Annotated in this window: 24 protein-coding genes and 1 pseudogene; 12 read left to right on the forward strand and 13 right to left on the reverse strand. The window is 56.3% G+C overall.

What is annotated here, in order from left to right:
• Positions 1–199 precede the first annotated feature (199 nt).
• From F1C16_RS22385 to F1C16_RS22410, 6 genes are all read left to right on the forward strand, one after another.
• The gene (locus F1C16_RS22385; RefSeq protein WP_185284821.1) at positions 200–934 is read left to right on the forward strand and encodes a hypothetical protein; all 735 of its coding nucleotides are present in this window, start codon (positions 200–202) and stop codon (positions 932–934) included.
• Positions 891–1,247 (forward strand): hypothetical protein, encoded by a 357-nt coding sequence (locus F1C16_RS22390; protein WP_185284822.1) that lies wholly within the window; start codon positions 891–893, stop codon positions 1,245–1,247. The genes F1C16_RS22385 and F1C16_RS22390 overlap by 44 nt, the downstream gene beginning before the upstream one ends.
• Positions 1,248–1,454: 207 nt before the next feature.
• Positions 1,455–1,880, forward strand: coding sequence for an STN domain-containing protein (locus F1C16_RS22395; RefSeq protein WP_185284823.1), 426 nt, complete (start codon positions 1,455–1,457; stop codon positions 1,878–1,880).
• A gap of 695 nt (positions 1,881–2,575) precedes the next feature.
• Positions 2,576–2,950, forward strand: a complete 375-nt coding sequence (locus tag F1C16_RS22400) for a hypothetical protein (RefSeq protein ID WP_185284824.1) — start codon at positions 2,576–2,578, stop codon at positions 2,948–2,950.
• Between the two features lie 540 nt (positions 2,951–3,490).
• On the forward strand, positions 3,491–3,811 hold the full coding sequence (locus F1C16_RS22405) for a putative immunity protein (RefSeq protein WP_185284825.1): 321 nt from the start codon (positions 3,491–3,493) through the stop codon (positions 3,809–3,811).
• 540 nt (positions 3,812–4,351) lie between these two features.
• The gene (locus tag F1C16_RS22410) at positions 4,352–5,563 is read left to right on the forward strand and encodes a glycoside hydrolase family 76 protein (RefSeq protein ID WP_185284826.1); all 1,212 of its coding nucleotides are present in this window, start codon (positions 4,352–4,354) and stop codon (positions 5,561–5,563) included.
• 166 nt (positions 5,564–5,729) lie between these two features.
• Here F1C16_RS22410 and F1C16_RS22415 read toward each other — a convergent pair whose 3' ends face one another.
• A complete protein-coding gene (locus tag F1C16_RS22415) occupies positions 5,730–6,713 on the reverse strand; it encodes a hypothetical protein (protein ID WP_185284827.1) in 984 nt (327 codons plus the stop codon).
• 311 nt (positions 6,714–7,024) lie between these two features.
• Between F1C16_RS22415 and F1C16_RS22420 the strand changes: the two genes are divergently transcribed.
• On the forward strand, positions 7,025–7,819 hold the full coding sequence (locus tag F1C16_RS22420) for a hypothetical protein (RefSeq protein ID WP_185284828.1): 795 nt from the start codon (positions 7,025–7,027) through the stop codon (positions 7,817–7,819).
• 192 nt (positions 7,820–8,011) lie between these two features.
• On the opposite strand, the gene F1C16_RS22425 is transcribed toward F1C16_RS22420, so the two are convergent.
• Both F1C16_RS22425 and F1C16_RS22430 read right to left on the reverse strand, forming a co-directional pair.
• A complete protein-coding gene (locus F1C16_RS22425; protein ID WP_185284829.1) occupies positions 8,012–8,614 on the reverse strand; it encodes a hypothetical protein in 603 nt (200 codons plus the stop codon).
• Entirely contained in the window at positions 8,569–9,135 is a 567-nt protein-coding gene (locus F1C16_RS22430; RefSeq protein ID WP_185284830.1) for a hypothetical protein, read from the reverse strand. The genes F1C16_RS22425 and F1C16_RS22430 overlap by 46 nt, the downstream gene beginning before the upstream one ends.
• Here F1C16_RS22430 and F1C16_RS22435 point away from each other — a divergent pair.
• The 5 genes and pseudogenes from F1C16_RS22435 to F1C16_RS22455 all read left to right on the forward strand — a co-directional run bounded on the left by F1C16_RS22435 (position 9,095) and on the right by F1C16_RS22455 (position 11,295).
• Positions 9,095–10,110 (forward strand): annotated as a pseudogene (locus F1C16_RS22435) (IS3 family transposase). The gene F1C16_RS22430 and the pseudogene F1C16_RS22435 sit on opposite strands and share 41 nt — an antisense overlap.
• A gap of 217 nt (positions 10,111–10,327) precedes the next feature.
• The gene (locus F1C16_RS22440; RefSeq protein WP_185284735.1) at positions 10,328–10,633 is read left to right on the forward strand and encodes a transposase; all 306 of its coding nucleotides are present in this window, start codon (positions 10,328–10,330) and stop codon (positions 10,631–10,633) included.
• 9 nt (positions 10,634–10,642) lie between these two features.
• A complete protein-coding gene (locus tag F1C16_RS22445) occupies positions 10,643–10,864 on the forward strand; it encodes a hypothetical protein (protein ID WP_185284736.1) in 222 nt (73 codons plus the stop codon).
• A gap of 128 nt (positions 10,865–10,992) precedes the next feature.
• Entirely contained in the window at positions 10,993–11,145 is a 153-nt protein-coding gene (locus F1C16_RS22450) for a hypothetical protein (RefSeq protein WP_185284737.1), read from the forward strand.
• A 9-nt stretch (positions 11,146–11,154) separates the two neighbouring features.
• The gene (locus tag F1C16_RS22455) at positions 11,155–11,295 is read left to right on the forward strand and encodes a hypothetical protein (RefSeq protein WP_185284738.1); all 141 of its coding nucleotides are present in this window, start codon (positions 11,155–11,157) and stop codon (positions 11,293–11,295) included.
• Between the two features lie 504 nt (positions 11,296–11,799).
• Here the strand turns inward: F1C16_RS22455 and F1C16_RS22460 are convergent.
• From F1C16_RS22460 to F1C16_RS22505, 10 genes are all read right to left on the reverse strand, one after another.
• Entirely contained in the window at positions 11,800–13,326 is a 1,527-nt protein-coding gene (locus tag F1C16_RS22460) for a carboxypeptidase regulatory-like domain-containing protein (RefSeq protein WP_185284739.1), read from the reverse strand.
• Positions 13,327–13,424: 98 nt separating this feature from the next.
• Entirely contained in the window at positions 13,425–13,946 is a 522-nt protein-coding gene (locus F1C16_RS22465) for a hypothetical protein (RefSeq protein ID WP_185284740.1), read from the reverse strand.
• A gap of 136 nt (positions 13,947–14,082) precedes the next feature.
• Positions 14,083–15,291 carry a hypothetical protein gene (locus tag F1C16_RS22470; RefSeq protein ID WP_185284741.1) on the reverse strand — a complete coding sequence of 403 codons (1,209 nt, stop codon included), beginning with the start codon at positions 15,289–15,291 and terminating at the stop codon, positions 14,083–14,085.
• 53 nt (positions 15,292–15,344) lie between these two features.
• The gene (locus F1C16_RS22475) at positions 15,345–16,244 is read right to left on the reverse strand and encodes an IS3 family transposase (RefSeq protein ID WP_185284650.1); all 900 of its coding nucleotides are present in this window, start codon (positions 16,242–16,244) and stop codon (positions 15,345–15,347) included.
• On the reverse strand, positions 16,241–16,549 hold the full coding sequence (locus tag F1C16_RS22480) for a transposase (protein ID WP_185284638.1): 309 nt from the start codon (positions 16,547–16,549) through the stop codon (positions 16,241–16,243). Before F1C16_RS22480 ends, F1C16_RS22475 begins: the two co-directional genes overlap by 4 nt.
• Positions 16,550–16,584: 35 nt before the next feature.
• Positions 16,585–17,058 (reverse strand): hypothetical protein, encoded by a 474-nt coding sequence (locus tag F1C16_RS22485; RefSeq protein WP_185284742.1) that lies wholly within the window; start codon positions 17,056–17,058, stop codon positions 16,585–16,587.
• Between the two features lie 60 nt (positions 17,059–17,118).
• On the reverse strand, positions 17,119–18,504 hold the full coding sequence (locus F1C16_RS22490) for a CsgG/HfaB family protein (RefSeq protein WP_185284743.1): 1,386 nt from the start codon (positions 18,502–18,504) through the stop codon (positions 17,119–17,121).
• Between the two features lie 15 nt (positions 18,505–18,519).
• Positions 18,520–18,951, reverse strand: coding sequence for a curli production assembly/transport component CsgF (locus tag F1C16_RS22495; RefSeq protein ID WP_185284744.1), 432 nt, complete (start codon positions 18,949–18,951; stop codon positions 18,520–18,522).
• A 36-nt stretch (positions 18,952–18,987) separates the two neighbouring features.
• Positions 18,988–19,518, reverse strand: a complete 531-nt coding sequence (locus tag F1C16_RS22500) for a CsgE family curli-type amyloid fiber assembly protein (protein WP_185284745.1) — start codon at positions 19,516–19,518, stop codon at positions 18,988–18,990.
• A gap of 657 nt (positions 19,519–20,175) precedes the next feature.
• Complete coding sequence (locus F1C16_RS22505) at positions 20,176–20,733, reverse strand: ATP-binding protein (protein WP_258049203.1); 558 nt, start codon at positions 20,731–20,733, stop codon at positions 20,176–20,178.
• Between the last annotated feature and the right edge of the window lie 94 nt (positions 20,734–20,827).

Genomic DNA, 20,827 nt, shown 5'->3' on the forward strand with positions numbered 1-20,827 from the left:
CCCACCTTGTACTTCCGCTCATTTCTATTGAATACCAAGGAGCAGAATCATTGCCCTAGGCGGAGGAAAAAAGCAACTTTCTGCTGTTCAGCTACATATTTTTTTATGGCATTATTGGCAGATACTTTTGGCTTTTCTAGCACACTATTTGTCGAGCTTCCGCTTGTCCGCTAACGTCGGCGCGACGCTTCCCTTTTCTATGTTTTCCCTGTTCTGGGCCAGCTTGCTGACCCTGCCAACTACAGTTGGTCCCATCCCGCGTGCCCTACAACTGCCGCTCCCTGACCCCCGCTTCTACTACACGTTGGGTGCCCTCACTGGCCCAGCCACGGCCCCTACCCGCACACTGTGGGTCAAGCCGACGCAGGGTAATCATCCCACTCACTCGGTTACGCTGTCCGGGCCAGCCGCGCTGGACCCCGCCCAGGAGGTCGTCGTGCGCGACGTGAACTTTGACGGGCACCCGGACCTGATGCTGACGCGTGCGCGCGGCCTGGTTAATCAGCAGTACGACTATTGGCTTTACGAAGCCTCTACCCAGCGCTTTGTGCACAATACGCCCCTGAGCAACACGCTTGGCGGCTACCAGGTCACGTTTGACGCGGCCACGCAGCACGTGGTGACGGCCGCGCGCTTTTCGTGCTGCGAGCACCAAACCCGCACCTATGCGTTCAATCCCACGGGTACGTTGACCCTCGTGGCGACCCGGACGGAGAACGTAACGGCCCAACCCAAGTCCCCCCCCACACGCACGGCTTTTTTTCTCGTTGCCTTTCAACTGTATGTCCCCCCTCCGTTTCCTACCCGTACTGCTGCTGAGTGGTACCCTGCTGGGCTGCCACTCCCTGCCCACCACCGTCTCCGAGCCGCTGCTTACCCGTACCTGGCGCATGACCAGCCTGACCGAGCAGGTGGGCCAGGCCCCCGCCACTAACCTGTTCCAGGCGTCCGAGCCGTGTTGGAAAGACAACCTTTACCAGTTTCAGCCCCAAGGTGCCTATACCCTACTAGAAGGCGCGACGCCGTGCAACGCGCAGGACCCGGCCAGCCGTTCGGGCCGCTGGGAACTCACGCCTGGTACGCAGTACTTCCGGGCCACCATCGTGTACGGGCCGCCATCTGCAGGCGCTGAAACACGCCTGCAGGGGCGCATCGAATCGCTCACCGCTCATCAGCTCGTGCTGACCCAAATAGACACGCTACAGGGCGTTATCACGCGCACCCGCACGACCCTGCAGGCCCAGTAGCCAACTAGGCCGAGCCTCCTTTGTATTCCTTTGCCTCTCTTCTTTTTACCTCATTTCCTGCCTCCGCTTACGAAGCGCACTACCATGACAAGCAAACAGATTGTCTTCCTTTTAACCCTTGGTTTATTCACTGCGTCGAGCGCCACCAGCGTTGCCCAGACAGCATGCCAGACAACGCCTACTTCGGTACGTGTCGCTGCGGCCCCCTTGGCACAGGCGCTGACCGATCTTTCCCGCCAGACGGGTTGCCTCGTGCAGTACGATCCGCAACTGGTGCAGTCCTATCGTGGCCGGGCCGTAGAGGGTCGGTTGACCACGGCTGACGCCTTGGTGCAACTCGTGAAAGGCACGGGCCTGGAAGTGCACACCGACAAGGATAAATTCAGTGTGAATCAAGCCGATCAGCACGCTATTGGAGACAAAGCCGCTACGCTGCAGGCCCAACTGGGACAAGCCATGCAAACCAAGAAACTACCCCAGAATAAGACGACTGCCCTGCATATCGAGCTAGGCGCGGTCAGAACCTCGGTGGTTGAGTTTGCAAAAAAGCAGGGCTTTGTCAGCGCGGCGGAGAAAGCTAGCTATCAGCGCACCTTTACCAAGGTAGAACAGCTGCTCGCCAGCGTAAAATAGAAGTTAAGCCTACCTCAGAGATAATCACAGCCAACCAGAAAGCCCCTCATAGGAGGGGCTTTCTGGTTTTACACCACCGCAAGCTTCTGCGTATTATGCGCAGCCTTCCCTGCCCAAACAGTAGTCGACAGCAGCGCGAGTAGGAAAGGACAAGAGCCTCCGGTGACACACGTCATACACGAAAACCTAGTTAGCAGTCTAATTGAACTGGTTGCTTCTCAAGTCGCAAACGTTTCGTTCATCATTACAGACAAGTATTCGCCTATATTCGTGTACTCCGTATTTCGCGCTGCTGTTTATACGTATTTCGCTGCCTGATATAAGGTTTTTTTTGGCCGGCCTTCTCCGTACTCCTACCATGAGTATTCCCGCAGAGGAAGCGCAACGACGCCAGGCCCTTGCCTGGGCGACCACGCTGACAAGCAATACACCGCTCGAACCACAGGCCTATGAACGGCGCTTATTGGAGATGTACTGGATCATCACGCACCTGCAGACTCATCAGTACAATTTAGTAAGCCCGCGACTTCCGATTACCGATCCGCACCTACTCACCCTACTCGGTGCTTTCAGCCAACTATAGTGGCGCTGACAGCTGGTTACTCTCTCTCTCTTTATCCTTTTCAACTTATACCGGCAGTTACACGCGCCCTACGCTCATGCTACAGCTCATATTTGATACCTACCCGCTCTCGATGAGCTACGATTTTGATAATATGTGGCTATCGGTCGAGTGGCGTGGTCACCAGGAACCCGGAACGATACAAGCCGACTGCGAATTGATTCTACATTACCTCATGGAACATGACGGGCACAAGCTGCTCTGTGACGGCAGTGATGCGCGCGATGGCTGGGATGGCATCGAGCGGTGGGTCGGCCAGCAGTATTTTCCCCGGCTGGCGCAAGCCGGGGTGCAGGCCGTCGCGTGGATCAACCCCACCGACTTGGTGTCCAAGGCAGAAATCTTAACTATTGTCCGCTACGCGACCACGCCCTATGTTTCGGTGTTTGACTGCGGGGCCCAGGCCTGTGACTGGCTGCGCCAAACACACTTGGCAGCGTATGAGTAACGCATTACTACGTAAAGGCAGATATAGCAACCCCGAAGTTCCCGCGCTACGCGTCCGGATTCGCGGCTAGCGAGCTAGGCTATCGGATTGCCAAACGTTTTGATGCATAATTGCGTTTGTTGGTATACCTTTGCACCACAACAAAAAAATGGCAGGCAGCCACACGGGCCACCTGCCACCTTCTTTACGGCTCTAGCAAGTAGCTAACCACTGCCTTTGCCGCTCCTGTTACCGCTGCTTTACACAGCTCTAGCAGGACGCGAAACAAACCGAGCTTCTCGGTCTCTTTCGCTTTCGTACGCACCTTACGTTCCATTGCGATTGGATTTAGGTGTTACCGCACCTACTTCCTGAAACCCCGGTTGTTCCACCAGCCGGGGTTTCGTCTTTTCCAAGACTACCGTGTTGGCGAGGTGTTTACCGTACGTTGCCCCAAAGATAGCGACTGCGCCCCGTAGTGGGGTTAGGTACTCGTCGGCTGTTTCTGCGAACTTGACGCGCATGCCTGACCCTCGTAAACCACCTTTTGCTAATCCTGCTTTGCCAGTTCATTACGCGTTGGCGTTGGAAGCCACGGCTTGTGCCGAGCGCGTACTACTCTTGTTTGAGCAGGCGTACCCCGATGATCAGCGTCCCCGTGAGGCGTTAACTACGTTGCGGGCGTGGGTAGCAGGACAGTCCAGCATGCTGGACTGCCGAAAGGCCGCGTTTGGCGCGCACGCGGCGGCACGCGCCGCGGCGCAACCAGCCGCCGTCGCCGCTGCTTGCGCCGCGGGCCAAGCGGCAGCCGTCGCCCACATGTATACCCATGCGCCGCATGTGGTTGCTTATGCTGCCAAAGCTCTTGCAGTAGCAGCCTAGAATTTACTCGCGCTACTTTGACATGCTATTGTTCAGGCAACCAAACTATGGATGAACTGAAGAGCAAGTAAATAGAAAAGTCCACCCGCATACGGGGTTTTCCTTGTCCCCTTATGTCACAAACCTATTCTGTGACAACCAAAAGTAGCATGGGAACCACGGGAAGATGAATCATATAATGGAAATACAACTGAATATCTACAAGATATCATATTCATAGTATTCATTATAACATACTTGCCTTTATACGGCAAAACTACAGGATGGAGGGATAATACACGAGCAGTACGTGGAGCGAAGTCACAAAAACTAGTAGAAGTTCCTGGTTGAAGGTGCAGGATCAGTATACATTGAGATGTCCTTTCCATCCCTCCGATAAAGCGGAGAGACCCGATTCCGTTGAAGTGGTATCTACTACTGCCATGTAGTAGCCCTGACGTTGCGGCAACCGCTTCTAGCGCTTCGCGCAAACGAACCAACCCTGCGGCCTAATAAAGCGCAGGTCCACAAGGCTCTATTTACCCACCAAACTCCCATCCTATGCAACCGAACCATGCACCCTCCCTCCCCCAGCTTCAGGCCTCGCCGACCGGACTACAACAGATGCTGCGCCGGAGTATCCTGCCGGCCGTGCTCCTAAGCCTGCTCGCGGGCTGCCAAGAGAAGGCATTCACGGAAGATTCTGCCACCGGAATAGCCCCTACCCAGGTCAGTGCGCTGGCCGTCGTTCCCAAAAGCGAAGCCCTGCTGGCGTTAACCAGCTACGACAACAAGTACTATAACCAGTACGGCACGTATGGCCCTACCTTCAAGGCGAACTACTGGTTTGATCTGGCCAAGACCCGGCGGATGGACTTCTGGACCCAGGCCGAGGCCATCGAAACCGTCATCGACGCCTACAATGTCAACCCGACGACCGAGTACAAAAACAAAATCCAGTACCTCTACAACGGCATGCGCGATGCCCACGGCCTGCTGTGGAGCAGCAACGAGTTCAACGACGACATCATCTGGGGCTCTCTGATGTGCATCCGCGCCTACGAGATCTGGAACGACGGGGGCATGCTGGATATGGCCCGGCAGAACTTTGACCTGGTGTGGGCCCGCGGCTGGGACACCACGCTGGGCGGGGGCCTGTGGTGGAAAACCGACAAGCTCTCCAAAAACACCTGCGTGAATGCGCCGGCCGTGATTTGCGCCATGCGCCTCTACAAAGCCACCGGCGATGTGAGCTACCGCGATAAGGCGAAGATGATCATGGATTGGATGACACCACGGTTTTACGTGGCTGCCACAGGAGAAGTGAAAGGGGCGGTGAACAAAGCCGGACAAATCACGGAGGGCGCTTTGCTGTATACCCAAGGCACCTTCATTGGGGCCGCCAATGAATTGCGCCCTTACTATAGCAGCCCCGACTACCGGGGGATGGGATTACAAGCGATGAATTATGCCCGCACCAGCTTATCGAAATCACCCGGCGGCATTCTGCAGGATGAAGACGCCGTGCTGGACATTCAGGGGGGCAAGTCCATCTTCGCGCGGTGGGCCTGCATCTTCGTGAAAGACACCGGCACCGCCTCCACGTATGGCCCGTGGCTAGACCTAAATGCTAGCCAGGCGTGGTCGATCCGCAACTCAAACGGATTGATGTGGAATCTGTGGAGCACGCGCACCTCCGACACGGACAACCTGAACTCGTGGCGCACGAACGGCGGCGTGTCCATGATGCTCAATCTCTACCGCTTCCGCTAGGATGCGAAGCAGGGTCTAGCTAATTGAGACAAAGGTTATAGTCAAACAAAGGGAGCCGCATCACTTGGTGTGGCTCCCTTTGTTTGACTGTAACGACAACCTGCGCCACGCAACAAGAGAAGCGGTAACCCACAGGACTCTACTAGCCAGTGACACGGATCTTCCACTACCGATGCGCAACAATCGGCAGCTTGCCCTTCACCCAAAACACCCCGTCCAGCACCAGGTCCATCCCGGTTTCCTTTTGCACCTCGACGAGCTGATTGCGCAGCGCGACAGAGCGCAATCCAATGCGCTGGCGGCGCGCATCAGACAAGGCTACCTCCTTCGTGGTCAATGGATTAAGATAGCCGTAGGAGACTTGCTGCCCGTCGGACTTGATGACCACGTACCAGTCTTCAATGACGGCGTAATCCGCGGGTGCCAGTTCCCCGCGGCGTACAGCTTGCAACAGGTCGGGCTGCAAGTGGGGGTAGAGCGTGTCCCGCTGCGCGTAGGTAGTGGAGATAGAGTTGTGGTGACTTAGGATGCGCTGCATGCTCGTGCGGTTGCCAATGAGCTTCTCTCCTGGGTAGCCATACACTTGAAGGATTTGTGCTATGCGGGTTACTCGCCGTTCTGAATGAGGTACAAACTGCTGGGTAAGGAATCGTTCTTTTGCTCGCTTGCTGAGCTGTAAGAGGTTGCGGAACGCCAGCTGTTGGTCTCTCCTAGCCATAGCCAGTACCTCCGCGCGCAGGGGCTGCTGTAACGTGTGCTCGTAGCTACTCCGTAAAGTAGCATAGTCCCGCTGCACAGCATTCCACGCTGGCCCCGTGCGCAACGGTTTGAGAAAACGGTGTTTTCGGATGTCTGATAGTTTCCACCCGCCTAGAACGCCGCGGCGCAACCAGTGGTAAGCTTTGTGCTTATCCCCTACATACAGCGCGAGTTGAGTAGTGACCTGACAGTCGCGCAAGAACACGTAGTCGTAGGCGTTGAGCACCTGTTCAAACCCAGCTAAGGCCGCACGGTAGTGGTGCTGGGCTAAGAGTTCTTCAGCCTGAATCATTCGCTGGTGATACACCAAGTAATCTGGCGGCGGCTGTGCCTTCCCAACACGAAGTCCTACCAACAGCGCCAACATCACAAGGAGAATAGAAGACTTCATACCAAAAGAGAAGTGTAGCGTGCGTCACCACTTGTTAAACTACCTATCCGAGGCACACCTCACAGTAAACACCTAAGCGGTAATGAAGTGAGTTAAAAAAAGCCTGAATAGTTGCCTCGCCATTTGGCTATGTAGAATGATCGTATGAATCACCCGGCCACTACATGTGTAGCGTTATAGCGCATAATAGAAAGCCTCGCACACGCGGGTTTTCTTTGTCTATCATATCCAGAAGTAATGCATTCTGCTTACTATGCGCGGTCTTTTCGCCTCTACTGCTCTTACTTCTTTCTGCTTTTATCTTCTTCAGCATGTGGCAGCACCTCTTTGAAGTCCTGTGGTTTACGTTGGCTTACCCTGTGTCGCTGCTACTGGCCGTCTTTATTGGCTATGTAGTCGCGGAGTACAACTACCGCCGCCGCGGCTTCCAGTGGAAGCCTTCTGGCATTGAAAGCGCGCTAATTACCATCTTCGGCCTGCTGCTCTCTTTCACATTGCTCTCTTCCAACAACTCGCTTAAGGAACGTACCACGTTCATTCACCAATCGTCGGATGCCGTGACGGAACTCTACCGGGAGAGCCAACTGCTCCCCCCGGCTGAGCGCGTCGCCATTCGCTCGTTTTTGCTACAGTTTCTGTCGCTGGAACTGCGCGCGCACCGCCCAGGCCGGACACAGGTCCCCGAACACTCCCGTCAGCTTGCCGCGTTGTACCGCCAGTCGTGGCAACGGTTCCGGGGCTCCATGGCAGCTACTTCCACCGAGGCAGTGGCTGTACGCCGGCTACTGCCGGCCTTCAACAGTCTGAGTTCGGCTACCTCCCGGCTGCATTACGCCAATCAAGAGCGTACGCCGTATCCGATCATCGTGCTGCTGATCATTTCCTCCTGGGCCATCGGGGTTTTGGTTGGGTTCACGAACAACGCGCAGGAGAGTCGCCATTACTTTGTCCCGGTTCTTTTTGTCATCATCTCTTCGTTAACGATTCAAGCGATTCGAGATTTAGATAACCCCTCACTCGGCTTTATCCGTCCAAACTATACGAACTTAAGCGACTTGCACCAGCTGCTCCGACAGGAACAAGTGATGGATACAGTGTCTCCATGAAGCAACATCTCACCTCCTTTTCCTACCCAATACCCATCCCCGCTCAGGGCCGCGCCGGGCGTGCTCCTGGTCCCGCTCCAAGGTCCGCGCCGCGCCCGTGCGCGTGGTGTTGTTCGCGTAGCTTTCTTCCAGCTGCGCCCCCGGCGAGCGCCGCACCGCATCCAGCACGCGGCTGATGCCCTCAATGGTCTTCTAGGAAAAGAAATAGCTGACCTGCTGCTCGGACAGCGTTTCCCGGCTCCACACGTTGGCGCCGGCCTTTTCCAACACTTCTTCGATGCAGTCCGCCTGCCCAGCGTCGCGGGCCTGAATTACGGCGTGCAGCGCCGCAGGATTCTGGGCCAACTTCTCCCGGCGCTGCTGCTCCTGCTCCGCCTGGGTGCGCTCAATGGCTTGCTGCACTTGCGATAGGAGCTCCTGCCCGTTTGGTCGTAGCGCCGTTAGCGGGAATTCCACGGCCGTTGCCGGGTGACGCACCCCCAAGGTCTGATCTGGCTGCTGATAGAGCACATACCCGTCTTGCTGCAACGCTTTCTCCACCTGGCCGGCTTCCGTCACTGGCCCGCGCAGCACCTGCCCAGCCAGCTGCTCGGCGCGCTGACGCTGGCGCTCCTGCAACTGGTTGACCTGCTCCATAAGACCCGGCGATAACGCTTCCCCGCGGGCCATGCGCACGACCAGCTGCGTGAAGTGCGTACTCTTCTGCGCCAGCTGTTGCTGTTTGTCAGCCAGCTCTTTTTCTTTTTGCGCTAGTAGCATCTTGGTCTGCTCGTGCTGGGCCTTACTGGTGGCCAACTGTTTTTCCAGCACCCGCGCCCGATCCTGGCCAGCGTGTTGGCCGTAGCGATAGTCGCTACCTCCGCCAGCCTAGTATTGGCCTGCTCCAACTGCTGGGCGGCTTGGTGGTTGAGTCGCTCCAACTCGCGTTGCAGGTGCACCCCACTGTCGACGTACCATGCTTTCTTGGTTACCTCTAGTAGCGTATGCACGATGGGGATCAGCACGTGGGCCAACTCCCGCTGCGTGGTTTTCTGCGCCCCGTAGTAGCGGCGCACGTCCTCGTGAATAGCCGTGCTGTATATCACTCCTCGTTGCAACCCGTAGGGCGCCATGGCCTGCGCATACTCGGTTTGCAGCTGCCGTAGCGCCGTTGGATTGAACAGATCCCGAGCCGACAGGCGCACGGCGGCCCCGACCTTTTTGTACGCTTCCCCCGAATCGAGCGCCAGTTGTGAGTAGAGAAAGGCGTAACGTTCCCTACCTGACGACTGAGAAATGAAAAAAGGACGATTCAGCGAAGCCCAGATTGTGGCCATTCTGCAACAGCAAGCCAGTGGGCAGACCGTGGCCCAGATTGCGCGCGAGCACGGGTTGAGCGAGGCCACATTTTATGCCTGGAAAAGCAAATACGCCGGGGCCAGCGTCGCGGAACTCACCCGGCTCAAGCACCTGGAAGAGGAGAATCGCAAGCTCAAGCAGATGTTCGCCGACCTAAGTCTAGAGAATCAAGCTATTGAGATCCTGCGAAAAAAGTAAGTAGCCCTGCGGCGCGGCGCCAGGCAGCGCAGGGCTTAGTGAGCAAGGGCTGGAGCCAGCGGCGAGCGTGTGCGCTGCTGGGGCTTTCCCGTGGTAGCTATCACCCGGTGGCGCACGGACGCAACGACGAGTCGGTGCAGCAGGCCCTGCGAGCGTTAAGTGGGCGGTCAACCATAAACGCACGCTACGCATCTACCGGGTCCTAGCCCTCAACCTACCTCGGCGCCTGAACAAAGCGCGTGCCCGCCCGCGTGCAGCAACCCTTGGCGGTGCCCGAGGCAGCTAACGTGTGCTGGTCGCTCGACTTTACGAGTGATGTGTTGACCGATGGCCGTCGGTTCCGGACGCTAAGTGTGCTCGACGACTACAACCGCGAGCTGCTGGGTGTGGAAATTGACTTCTCTTTGCCCGCCAGTCGCGTCGTACAGGTGCTGACGCGCCTAGTTGAGTGCTATGGCCGCCCCGCGCGGCTGCGCACCGATAATGGTCCTGAATTTATTAGCGCCAAATTGAGCGAGTGGTGTGAGCAGCAGGGTATTACCCTGCACTGGATCCAGCCGGGCAAACCGACGCAGAATGCCTACATCGAACGCTTCAACGGCTCGTTCCGCCGCGAGTTGCTCGACGCCCACCTGTTTCGCTCGCTGGCTCACGTGCGCCAACTCGTGGACGAGTGGCGGCATGACTATAACACCCAACGGCCCCACCAGGCCCTGAATTTTATGACCCTACTCGAATTTAAACAAGCGGCTTAACCTCTACGAACCACTGGCTTATCGAACGGGAAAGCGTACAGGTATGCGTACACAAGCTTTTATGAACGAGTAATAGGCGTTCAGAACACATACAAAAAAGCGCCTCCAAAAACCGCGTTTTCGGGGGCGTTGAGGCAGTCGCTAAAACCGTTCAGAAAAGAACTGTGGCTGTTGCAGAACGCGTATCCCTACTCCTTACCTAGTTCGTAGAGAGTAGATGCAAGGCAAGAAGCTGTTTCTCGACAAAGAAGTTACTCGCTTTCGGCTCTCCGAGCGGGTGCCACAGCATAATCTGTGCCGCCGACTGGCCGAGCTCGTGGATTGGTCGTTCCTCTACGACGAAACCCAGGCACTCTACAGCCGCACCGGGCAGCCTTCGTTGTACCCGGTCGTGTTCTTCGAGTTGGTGTTAGTGAGCCGGCTGGAGAACCCAGTCAGTGACCGCCGCCTCGTCGAGCACTGTGCCTTGCGGCTCGATATCCTGTACTTTCTGGGCTACGAAGTGGACGAGGCGTTGCCGTAGCACTCGACCGTGAGCCGCACCCGGCAGATCTTCCCCGCGGCCGTGTTTGAGTGCCTGTTCGACCACGTCTTTGCCCAGTGCGTGGCCGCCAGGCTGGTCACGGGCCACACCCAAGCGGTGGACTCGGCGTTCGTTAAAGCCAATGCCTCCTTAGATGGCCTAGCGAAAAGCTGCCCGCTGAAGCCTCCTCGCCCACCTTACACGTGTCTGGTGAGCCGATACCTGACGTAGCGGTCGCTTAGCCCGCGGCCCTTATTTCCAGCCCCGCGCGTCAGCTGCAGCGCGTCGTCACCACGCATGCCCGCTACCTGCGCAAGGACAGCGGCCCTTTGGGGCGCAGTCGTCCCCAGGCGCGGCTGTTGAGCAACAAAACCCACTATAGCCCGGCCGACCCCGAGGCCCGCATCTCGACCAAACCGGGCAAGGCCCGCGCCCTGAACTACCTGTGCAGCATGGCCGTGGACGACGGCACCGGCGTGATTAGTCACATGCAAGCCGACTTCGCCGATTAACGAGACAGTGTGCTGCTGGAAAGCATCGTCGAGCCGTTGCACCAGCGCCTACTCACCCATCACATGCCGGTCCAAGAAGTAGTTGCGGACACCAATTACTCGAATGGCATCAACTACGCCCTACTCGAAGGCCGAGGCATCACGCCCTGAATTCCGGTTTTTGAGAAATACAAACCCGAAATCGCCGGCTTTACCTACCATGTGGAAGCGGACTGCTTCACTTGCTTAGCTGGCAAGGCGCTGTCATTCAATGGTTTTTACATGAGCCAGGAGGGTAGGTTATCCAAGGTATATCCAGCACTACGGCCTGCGACGCGTAAACACGCGGGGCCGCGGCAGTGCCCACAAAACGATGCTGCGGACTGCCATCGCCTTCAACCTAAAGAAGCTGCTCAAGCACCAGCCCCAGCGGCAGGCAAGCTTGGCCATGGCCCAACCTAAACCACCCGTTCGGCAGCAGATTTTGCTCTTTTGGCGGAAGCGCCGCCGGTAGTATCCACTGGAGACAGGAAGCAGAGGCAGGCCCGGAGTTCTACAACAGCCATAACTCTTTTCTGAACGAATAATAGGTATGTGCACAATGACAATGGGCAACTATTTCAGGACATGATGAGCGACCCAGTAGATAAGCTGCGCAAACTCTGCTACACTGGTTTACTTCCAGTCCGGCAAAAAGGCGTTAGCAAATAGGCGCACGCGATTCTGGCGTGACAGGTCTATAGTCCATATTTCGGGCGGACTCAGGTTGTCGTTGGCCCTATTCACGAAGATAACTTTGCTACCATCGGGCGAGAAGCGTGGGGCTACATCATTAGTGCCCGCTGGCTTGCCCACGAGTGTACTAGTCGTTGCACCAGAAAGGTCCACTATGCCCGTACCATCCAGATTTTGCAGGAAGAGGTGCGCATCTAGCTGCCGGCCGTTTACATCATTTAGGCCAGCTACATCATGCGAATACAACAGTTGCCGGCCGTCCAGGCTGAAGGAAGGAGAATCGACGCGGCCTGGCAGATTGCTGACCAGTAACGTGGGGTTTGAACCATCGGCGTTCAGTAGATAGATTTCAGAATCAAAAACGTTGGAACCAATCGTTTGTACCAGTAGCCGATTGCCTTGGGCGGTCCAGTCGCACTCGCGGAAGTGGCGGCCGGCGGGCGCCGTGGCCAGCAATGTCAGGCCGGTTCCATCGCGGTTGATACGGTAGAGCTGATCGTAGTGGGCGTACACAAGTTGCGCACCATCAGGCGACCAGCGGTAGCCGATGCCAGGATTGGAATAGCCCTCCACCGCGAGGGTTGTGATGCGCCGCGCATTGGTGCCATCCCGATCCATCGTGTACAGCTGAAACTGCCCAGTCGCATTCGACGTGTAGGCAATCCGGTCGCGGTTAGGACTCAGTTGGGGCGCCGTTTCGATAAATGGTGAGGTCGTCAGGCGGTAGCCAGCACCGGCCACATCTGCCGCGTAAATATCCGTATTGCCGTTCTCCTCCCGTACGTACAAGTAGCGGTGTTCGGGTAGGGCAGCGGTCTGAAAACTCCACACTGGGCCGCGTACGGTTGCGCCGGCTTGGTCGCGCACAGTCACTTGCCAGAAGTAAATGGTGTTGAATTTCAGGTTGGAGACCGTTACGCTCGTATCGCGGGAGTTACTCAGCAGCTGCCGCCGAGTGGTGGAAGTGCTTTCGTAGAGTATCACGTCGCTACGCAGCGAATCGCTCTGACCATCGGGGTCGGTTACCCGCCAACGCAATGTCAGTGTTATAGGAGCTACGTTGGTCGCCTCATCGGCCGGACTAGGAAGCGTAGGCGCATTGGGCGGACGATTAGCGCTGTTGGCGCGTTCCAGTACCACTGTGACAGCCGTTGGTGCCGCCTCTGCAATAGTCACGGCCAGGTCTTGCGGGCTGTACTCGGCTTTGCGAATCGAGAGCGTATACTTTCCCGTGGTCAGAGCAGGCAGTGTAAACTTGCCTTGCGCGTCGGTGAGGAAGGAAGAGGTAGCCGGATTCGTAGTCACCACCGCATTGACCACTGGCGTGTTGTTCCGACTTTCCAGGACTACTCCTTCTAAGGAGCCATAGCGCGCTGGCTCCACCGTGGTCGACTCACAGGCTATTAGCAGCTGACTAATGAAACCTATTACTAGCCATACGCCTACGGCCCGAAAGAAGCTAAACATAGAAAAGGTAAATCTGGGCAGAGACTACTCCACCGTACGAGGCGCACGGCCACAAAAAGTTAGAATGAAAGTTAGCAGGAGTAGTGTAAACCTGCTCATCAGGGACGATACGCAGCCTGGCCTTGCTGAATACTGATCTTCATTCCATTGCCCACCATCTGCACCTGATAGCCGGGCGGCGCCTGAGCCCCGCTTTCTACCTGCTTCAGTTGGTTGTCCAACCCCTGCTGTAGCACTGCATACCGACGCCCATCAACCGTAAGTTGTTGGTCTACCACGTTGCGCGCCCCCTGCTGTACGATTTCAGAACGCGTGTGCTGACCGGAGATGGTACTGTTCACCACGTTGTCAACTCCGACCTGGGAGATCAGGGTTACGTTGCTGCTTCCTACCTGCACAATGTGCGCCGCATTGCCGGCACCTTGTTGCGTGAGTTGGGTCACGTTGAGCAAGCTGGTGGGTGCGGCGGCTCTTTGGAACACGCTTCGCTCAGTAACCAGTTGCTCCAAAAGCTGCTGCTCGGCATTTAAGGACGTATTACGCACTTCCTGCGCCCAGCCTTGCTGCACGGTTGCCAACAGAACTAGTATCGTCAGTAAACCTACTGCACTTATTTTCATAGTCTTACAAAAATGTCGCCTCTGCCAACAGTTAAGTTGTGAGTTATCAGTAAATCAAGTAATCTGATGTTAACAACTTACAACTTAACTGTTGCATGGAAGCCGTGTTATCGTTTAGCGCTAGCAGTCAGTTGGCCTACCGGTTCTGGCGCACCACCGACACGTTGTTGGTGCCCGACTGATACACCTCGTTGCGGTTGCCCGACAAGCCCTGGTAGGTACTGGCGGAGTTGTTCTCCCCGCTCTGCTGTTGCCGGGCGTAGTTGGAAGCGCCGCTCTGCTGGATCAGGAACTGGTTGTCTACCCCACCCTCATCCAGCTGGATGGCCTGATGGCCCGTGCCCTCTTGCAGGATGCGCATGCGGGCCACATCGGCGCACCCAGCGCCCGCCTGCGTTTGCGTCGCTGTGTTGCCTGAGCCGATCTGCTCAATTATGGCCTCGTTCAAGCTATTGGTCTGGGTTTGGCTGGCTTTATTGCCATTGCCTTGCTGCGTGATCTGTGCCGTCAGGTCGCCGAAAGTACGTTCTTGTTTCTGCGCGGCTTGGTTGCTGTTGCCATTCTGAAGAATGGTAGCTGTAACCGTGGTATACACTATATTTTGTACCTGAGTAGCACTATTATCGTTGCCATTTTGGGTAGTGATGGCAGTTGAGTAGCCCGTGTTCTGCTGTTGAGTAGCGGTATTACGTTTGCCTGATTGAGTGATAGAAGCCTGGCTGCCGCCAACCTGCGTTTGCGTCGCCCGATTGTTGTTACCCGACTGGGTAGCAGCAGATCTGCCAGTACTGAGATAGAAGGCCTCTTGCGTCTGCTCCACTACATTACTATTCCCTGTCTGGGTGGCAGACACACTGCCGCCCTGACCATATTGCGTCTGCATGAGCATGTTGTCACTTCCATTTTGATTGGCAGTGGCTTCATTGTAGCCAAACGTTTGTATTTGGCTTGCCTGGTTCCGGGTGCCGGTTTGGCTGATGCCGCCAGTATTACCACCAAATTTGCCTTCGCTTTGCTCCTGAGTAGCGCGGTTGCTGCTACCTAGTTGCGTGATAGTACCCGTGTTACCACCCTCTTGCGTTTGGCTGGCATAGTTAAAATCCCCTCCGGCTTGCGTCACACTAGCCCTACCTTCACCATAGTAGGTTTGCTGATACTGGATAACCGTATTATAATTTCCAGTCTGCGTCGCCCCTACCGAAGAGCCAGGGAAGCCTGACTGTTGCTGCTTGGCGTTGTTGCCCGTTCCCGTCTGCGATAAGCTAACGAGGTTATTGAAGCTACCATTTTGCTGCTGCGTAGCTATGTTACTGGTTCCTACCTGGGTAAGCGTTACGCGGGACACATTAGTAGAATTCGTTTGTGCCTGCGTGGCTTGGTTATAGTGAGGTGGTCCAGTTACGCTGGACAGTTTAGGGCGTTAGCTTGAAGTAGTTGTTGGTGAGTAAGATAGGGCGTCTGGTAGTCGATGCTGGAGTGCAGGCGCTCGTGATTATAATAGTCAAAATAGTCGGCGACGCTGCGTTGGGCGTCCGACAGGTCGGCAAAAACGGGTCGTTCGCGCAGTTCGAGTACCTCCGTTTTGAGGCGGGACCACAGGCTTTCGGCCTGCGCATTATCGTAACAATCGCCACGGCGGCTCTGCGAGCGCACGGCTCCGTGGTCGTGCAGCAGTTGCCGGTAGGCGTTACCGCAGTACTGCCCACCCCGATCCGAGTGCACGAGCAGGCCCGGCGTCGGTGGCTGCGCCCATAAAGCCCGTTGCAAGGCGGTGGTAATCAGTTCTTCGGGCATGGTGGCTCCGACTTGCCAGCCGACCACCTGTTTGCTGGTCATATCCTGGTACGCGCACAAGTAGGCCCACTCGCCGTTAGCCAGCGGCAGATAGGTGATGTCACTGACCCACACGCGGTTCGCGTGGGTCGGCTTGGGCTGGTCGAGCAGGCGGTTGGGGGCGCAGCGCAGCCCGTGGGTCGAATCGGTCGTGCGCGGGGTGTAGGCCTTGGGCTGCAAGGCGTGGAGGCCCTGCCGACGCATCGCTGCGCGCAGGCGCTGACGACCTACGTGATGGCCCTTTTGGCGCAAGGCTACCTGCAGCCGACGGGTACCGTAGCGGCGTTTATGCACGCCAAACACTTTGACCAGCGCCGTTTCCCAAACGGGCGCTTCCTGCTTTACAGCTTGTCTTTGCGCGTGGTGCCAGGCGTAATACCCACTGACCACCACGCCCAACACGTGGCACAGCAGGCGCACGGGGTAATGCTCGCGTTGCGCCTCAATAAAGCGGTAGTGGCTCATTGGTCTGGGGTCTGCGAAAAGATGGCAATGGCTTTTTTTAAAATATCCAGCTCTTGCGCCTGCCGGCGCGCCAAGGCCCGCAGCTGGCGCAATTCGGCTGCCGTGGCCGGGTCTAGTTCTGCCCCGCGGGCGGCTGCTATGGGGGTGAGCGCCTCTTTCTGCCACTTGTAGAGCAGCTTGGGACTGATGTTCAAGGCGCGCGCGGCGGCCTGCGTCGAGCGGCTTTCGCCAGCTAAGCGCAAGGCTTCGGCACGGAAGGCGGCATCATAACGCCGACGTTTGGCAGGTTGGGGGCTGGCTTTCATGACATGGGAAAGATAAGACCCTATTCTGTCCAGATTTATCCGACCACCTCATAGCTACCTGCTTGCGACAGGGTAGCTTGATTCTCAATGCCATTCACACTTTGGCTACCCGTGTTATAGGTGCCGTTTTGTATAAAGCTCGCTTGGTTATTTTCACCATTCACACTTTGGCTACCCGTGTTATAGGTACCAGTTTGCGAGAGATTCGTCGGGTTGTTGGTACCATTCACGCCCTGGCTAATCGAATTATTGCTACCCATTTGCGCGAGGGTCGCTTGGTTGGCGACACCTGCTATCGTCTGCGTGCTGCGGTTGCTGGTGCCGTTCTGCGTGGCTCCTACTGTATTACCATCTCCCGTAACCGTGGCCTGCGCCGCGTTGTACTGGCCCGTCTGCACCAGGCTCACCGAGTTGTCGGCACCGGTGGTACTTGACTGGTGCGTGTTGTTCTGCGCCCTGGCTGTGCCCGCTGTCAGCAGCGCGGCGGCCAAAAAGGTAAGTTTTTGCATGGGAGTAGAAAGAATAAAAGGGTGAAAATGAAAAGGAAGTTTTCCGCCGAAGCAGCCCGCTTATCTTTTAGGAGGATGAAAATAGAAGGTCAGGGTAGCCCGCACGCCCCAGTAGAAATCATTGTAGCGTCCCAGCGGCAGCTGATCCAGCTGGTCGGAGAAGTAATAGTGCGTATCAATGCCCAAGCCCAGTCCAACCTGGTCGGTAAGCAGCGCTTCCACTCCCGCCCCGCCTACTACGTGCGGCAACAGGGCGGTGCTGCGTCGGGGGGTGCGCACGGTAAGGCCGCCGCCGCCGAACACGTAGGGAGTAAATTGCTCGCGGGGAAACAGCCGGTACTGCCCGCACAATTCGGCGTAGGTGAATCGTTGATGGAAGTAGTCGCCTGCTCCCAAAGCAAATTGCCCAACGTGCAGCGCCGCACCCCACCGACCCACCGAAGCTCCCTGGTAGAGCAGCGAAACCGCGCCGCCGCCTTGCACCTGCGGACGACTTAGGTCGCCGCTGTAACGCACCACGGCCCCGCTTCCTGCTACTCCCCACACGCCCCGCCGGTCGTGCTGCTCGCGTCCCAGCAAATCAATCTGCTGATTCGCCGCTTTTTCCTGGTAGTACTGCGTAATACCCGGCCCGGTGCTGTCGGCTGAAGAACGCGGACTCCATAGCCCGTCGTGTATGCCTTCATACACCAGCGCCTGCACCGATTTTTCAATGGCATCCTTCACCGCTATTTCAGTGGGCTCGTTGTACGAAAACCCCGTTTCCGCCTCCAGCAGCCGCTGAAACTTCACGAACCGGAACAGACTGGCGCCTACTTGCTGGGAAAGAATCGTGCGGGTAGTATACACAGTCTTGAGAATCTCCCCAGTGCTGGTGCTAATTGCCCGCAGGTAGACCGTAACCCGATCCTGCCGGTATTGCCCGGAGGCACCCGCCCCAAAGTAACGTAGGCCTGCCCCGCCGGTCAGCACGTTGGCATCGTAAGAGATGATGCCCCCTTCCAGAATCACGCCCGCAAACAGCAGCGAGGGTAGCACGGGCTGTGGTTTGCCTGTGAGCTGCGAATACTCGGCCCGGCTGGACCGGATAATCTTGCGCTCATTAAGCAGATTGCCCAGGTTTTCGCGCTCAATGGCGTTGAACCACCGTGACTCTTCTAGCGCCCGCAAGAGAATACTCGTGGCGCCTTGCGTAACGGCTGTCGAAAAGCCATTGCCGTTGTCTGTGGGCTTGTACTGCCCGGTCTGGTCCCGAAACTTGTAGACGGCTACCACCAGGCGCTCCTTGGGCGCGGGCAGCTGCTGCAACAGGCTGTTGCCTTGCAACTCCGCCCCGAGACGGGCCCGCTCTTCCCCCAGCGGTTGATGAAAGTACGCAGCACAACCACTCAGGGCGAGTAGCCATACAGCTGCAATACAACGATAAAACCCAGCAGCTACCCTCATTGTACAGCCACTAACTTATAAAGCTGGAATAGTAATCGTTGTCTGATTACCTGTACTCGTATCCAGAATGTTGATGGAAAAGCCACCTCCATTCGGGTTGATGCCAATCTGGTAGGTGCCCACGGTATAGTTGCCGGGTTTCAGCGGATCGGTGCCCGCGCCAAACTGGTTGCCAACGAGGCGCTGGGCCAGCTGCCCCAAGATTTGTTGATTTAGACTTTGCTGAAACTGCTGCAGCGGATCTAACGGCGTGTAGGCCTGCGGCGCGGCGGGGTCCTTCAGCGAGTTCTGGGCCTGCGCCGAGCTTTGCAGCCATTGATAATTGAATGTATCGCCGCCAAACGCCGGATTGATGGGTCTGTACACCATATCCTGGGCTGCCGCCTGCTGGCTGGCTATGGTTACTATGCTTCCAATCAAGAATGCTTTCAGTATAACTAGCTTCATACTATAGAATGAGTAGCATAAGAAGGATTTAAATGCCTAATACACCTCGGTACCAGGGTCGTCGGCTGCTTTTTCCAATTGCTGACTGACGTTATGGGCAGTCACCAAGTGTGCTATGGTCAAGCCAAGTGCATAGGTCACTGCCTCTTCCATCGCTTCGTAGTTAGGCAATAAAGGCATCTCGACTATCATGTCGTCATTGGCCTCAATGGAAATAAGGGCGCTTATTCCTCTGTTGGGCCTTTCCCGCACAACGACGGTGTACGCTCCCAACGATGCTGGCACATCCCACTGCGCGTAAAAGAGGCTATAGAAGTCGTGCCCTATCTTAGTTAACGTTTGGTCGATAACCAGTCCTTCGATTTCTAGTACCGTTTGTGTGGCCATCTGATCCGGGTTGGCAGAGGTCGTGTGCAGCAGCATGCGCAACGCCTCCTCTACTTTAGACGCCGGGAGTGTACCAGCGGGCACGTTGGGTGAAGCAGACTTCTGTTTTGCAGCTGGGGCGGGTGAGGGCGCCGTTTGAGCGTACCCCCTACTGCTTTGGAGCAGACCTAATAGTACCACTAGGCATAGGCAATAGAATGGCCTGCTTTGTTGCCTTAAACTACACCACCACATAATCAAGTAAAAGATTAACTAACAACGAGTAGGATAAAGAATTGCCACCTTGATCTGGTAAATATAAATTATAATATCTGTATATGATATAAATATTTAATAGAATTATCATAAAATACAATCATCCTTCTGTAAAGCCAAATACGATACGACATTGTGGGGGAAGAGTGTGCAGAGCACACCTGCCTATTCTCTTACCCGAGGATTAGTGGTATCAGCACTCCATGATTACTGCCTCCTACCTTGCGCTGCTTTTGCCTCTGCATGGCAAATGGTCGCCTCCCGTATGTACTATAGGTATGCAATTTCAAGAAGTAAACGCTCATTAAAAACGAAATAAGCGCCAGCTAGTGTGTCAGCTAATCCCATAGTGAACCCTTACCTCTTCGTGCTATATAGCACTGGAATCAGCGTCCAGGTCTATTTAGGACAGTTTTTGTATTACTTATTCAGATTAACGTCAGCTAGCGTGAACCCTTTAGCACGTACTCGGTCCCCACCCCGGTCGTCCCTGATCTTAGCAGGAAGCCGAGACGTTCCAACTCATTCAGAAAGCGCGTGGCGGTGGATTTGCTCACGTCCACGAGCTGCTGCACCGCCGAATTAAATGGCTCCTGAAGCCTGAACCGACAGCATAATGGTAACCAATTGGTTGCGCAGGCCCTCTGCCTGCAAGGAGGCTTCCATATACTTGAAAAACTTGACGGTGCAGCCGCCCGCCTCGAAGCGGTAGCGCGGCAGCGCATGGCGACGGCATTCGGCTATCATTTTGAGCGTGCCGCGGCCCCACGATTCAATGTAGCCCGCCCGAAACAGCGTATTGGCTAGGTCCGGGTTGAGCGGCCGCGAAGGATGCTTGCGGGTAAGGTTTTCGATGGTCCAGTGCTCAGGCAGGTGGCCATCGTTCCAGAAGATCACCCGGTCGTCGTACACGCTGATCTGCACCGGCGCGCCGCCGCTGTAATCCTTATGCGCCAAGGCGTTCAGCAGGGCCTCTTGCGGAAACAGGAACTCCTCCCGCCGGTGGACGCCCTCATAGGTGATACCGGCAGCCAAGTACTTGGTCAGCAGCAGGTCCAACCCTTTTTCAATCTGGTCAAATAGGGGGGCGTGCACTTCGTCCTGGTAGGCGTAGGTCATCATCCGTGGCGAAGCGGCCAATTTTTAGATACACCCTCGTCACAAACCGCTCCGGAGTAGGGGGAAATAGCAAAATGGCGGCCCGCTTCAAGTAGTCTCCTTCCAACAAATGCAG

Origin of the sequence: Hymenobacter sp. NBH84 (assembly GCF_014217645.1) — a bacterium.
Classification (GTDB): domain Bacteria; phylum Bacteroidota; class Bacteroidia; order Cytophagales; family Hymenobacteraceae; genus Hymenobacter; species Hymenobacter profundi.

Excerpts from the sequence above, each read along its gene's own strand:
- F1C16_RS22420 (WP_185284828.1), top strand. The coding sequence starts at position 7,025 with ATGTGGCAGCACCTCTTTGAAGTCCTGTGGTTTACGTTGGCTTACCCT.
- F1C16_RS22480 (WP_185284638.1), bottom strand. The coding sequence starts at position 16,549 with ATGAAAGCCAGCCCCCAACCTGCCAAACGTCGGCGTTATGATGCCGCC.
- F1C16_RS22385 (WP_185284821.1), top strand. The coding sequence starts at position 200 with ATGTTTTCCCTGTTCTGGGCCAGCTTGCTGACCCTGCCAACTACAGTT.
- F1C16_RS22475 (WP_185284650.1), bottom strand. The coding sequence starts at position 16,244 with ATGAGCCACTACCGCTTTATTGAGGCGCAACGCGAGCATTACCCCGTG.
- F1C16_RS22390 (WP_185284822.1), top strand. The coding sequence starts at position 891 with ATGACCAGCCTGACCGAGCAGGTGGGCCAGGCCCCCGCCACTAACCTG.
- F1C16_RS22410 (WP_185284826.1), top strand. The coding sequence starts at position 4,352 with ATGCAACCGAACCATGCACCCTCCCTCCCCCAGCTTCAGGCCTCGCCG.
- F1C16_RS22485 (WP_185284742.1), bottom strand. The coding sequence starts at position 17,058 with ATGCAAAAACTTACCTTTTTGGCCGCCGCGCTGCTGACAGCGGGCACA.
- F1C16_RS22415 (WP_185284827.1), bottom strand. The coding sequence starts at position 6,713 with ATGAAGTCTTCTATTCTCCTTGTGATGTTGGCGCTGTTGGTAGGACTT.
- F1C16_RS22440 (WP_185284735.1), top strand. The coding sequence starts at position 10,328 with ATGCAAGGCAAGAAGCTGTTTCTCGACAAAGAAGTTACTCGCTTTCGG.
- F1C16_RS22490 (WP_185284743.1), bottom strand. The coding sequence starts at position 18,504 with ATGAGGGTAGCTGCTGGGTTTTATCGTTGTATTGCAGCTGTATGGCTA.
- F1C16_RS22465 (WP_185284740.1), bottom strand. The coding sequence starts at position 13,946 with ATGAAAATAAGTGCAGTAGGTTTACTGACGATACTAGTTCTGTTGGCA.
- F1C16_RS22495 (WP_185284744.1), bottom strand. The coding sequence starts at position 18,951 with ATGAAGCTAGTTATACTGAAAGCATTCTTGATTGGAAGCATAGTAACC.
- F1C16_RS22400 (WP_185284824.1), top strand. The coding sequence starts at position 2,576 with ATGAGCTACGATTTTGATAATATGTGGCTATCGGTCGAGTGGCGTGGT.
- F1C16_RS22430 (WP_185284830.1), bottom strand. The coding sequence starts at position 9,135 with ATGGCCACAATCTGGGCTTCGCTGAATCGTCCTTTTTTCATTTCTCAG.
- F1C16_RS22460 (WP_185284739.1), bottom strand. The coding sequence starts at position 13,326 with ATGTTTAGCTTCTTTCGGGCCGTAGGCGTATGGCTAGTAATAGGTTTC.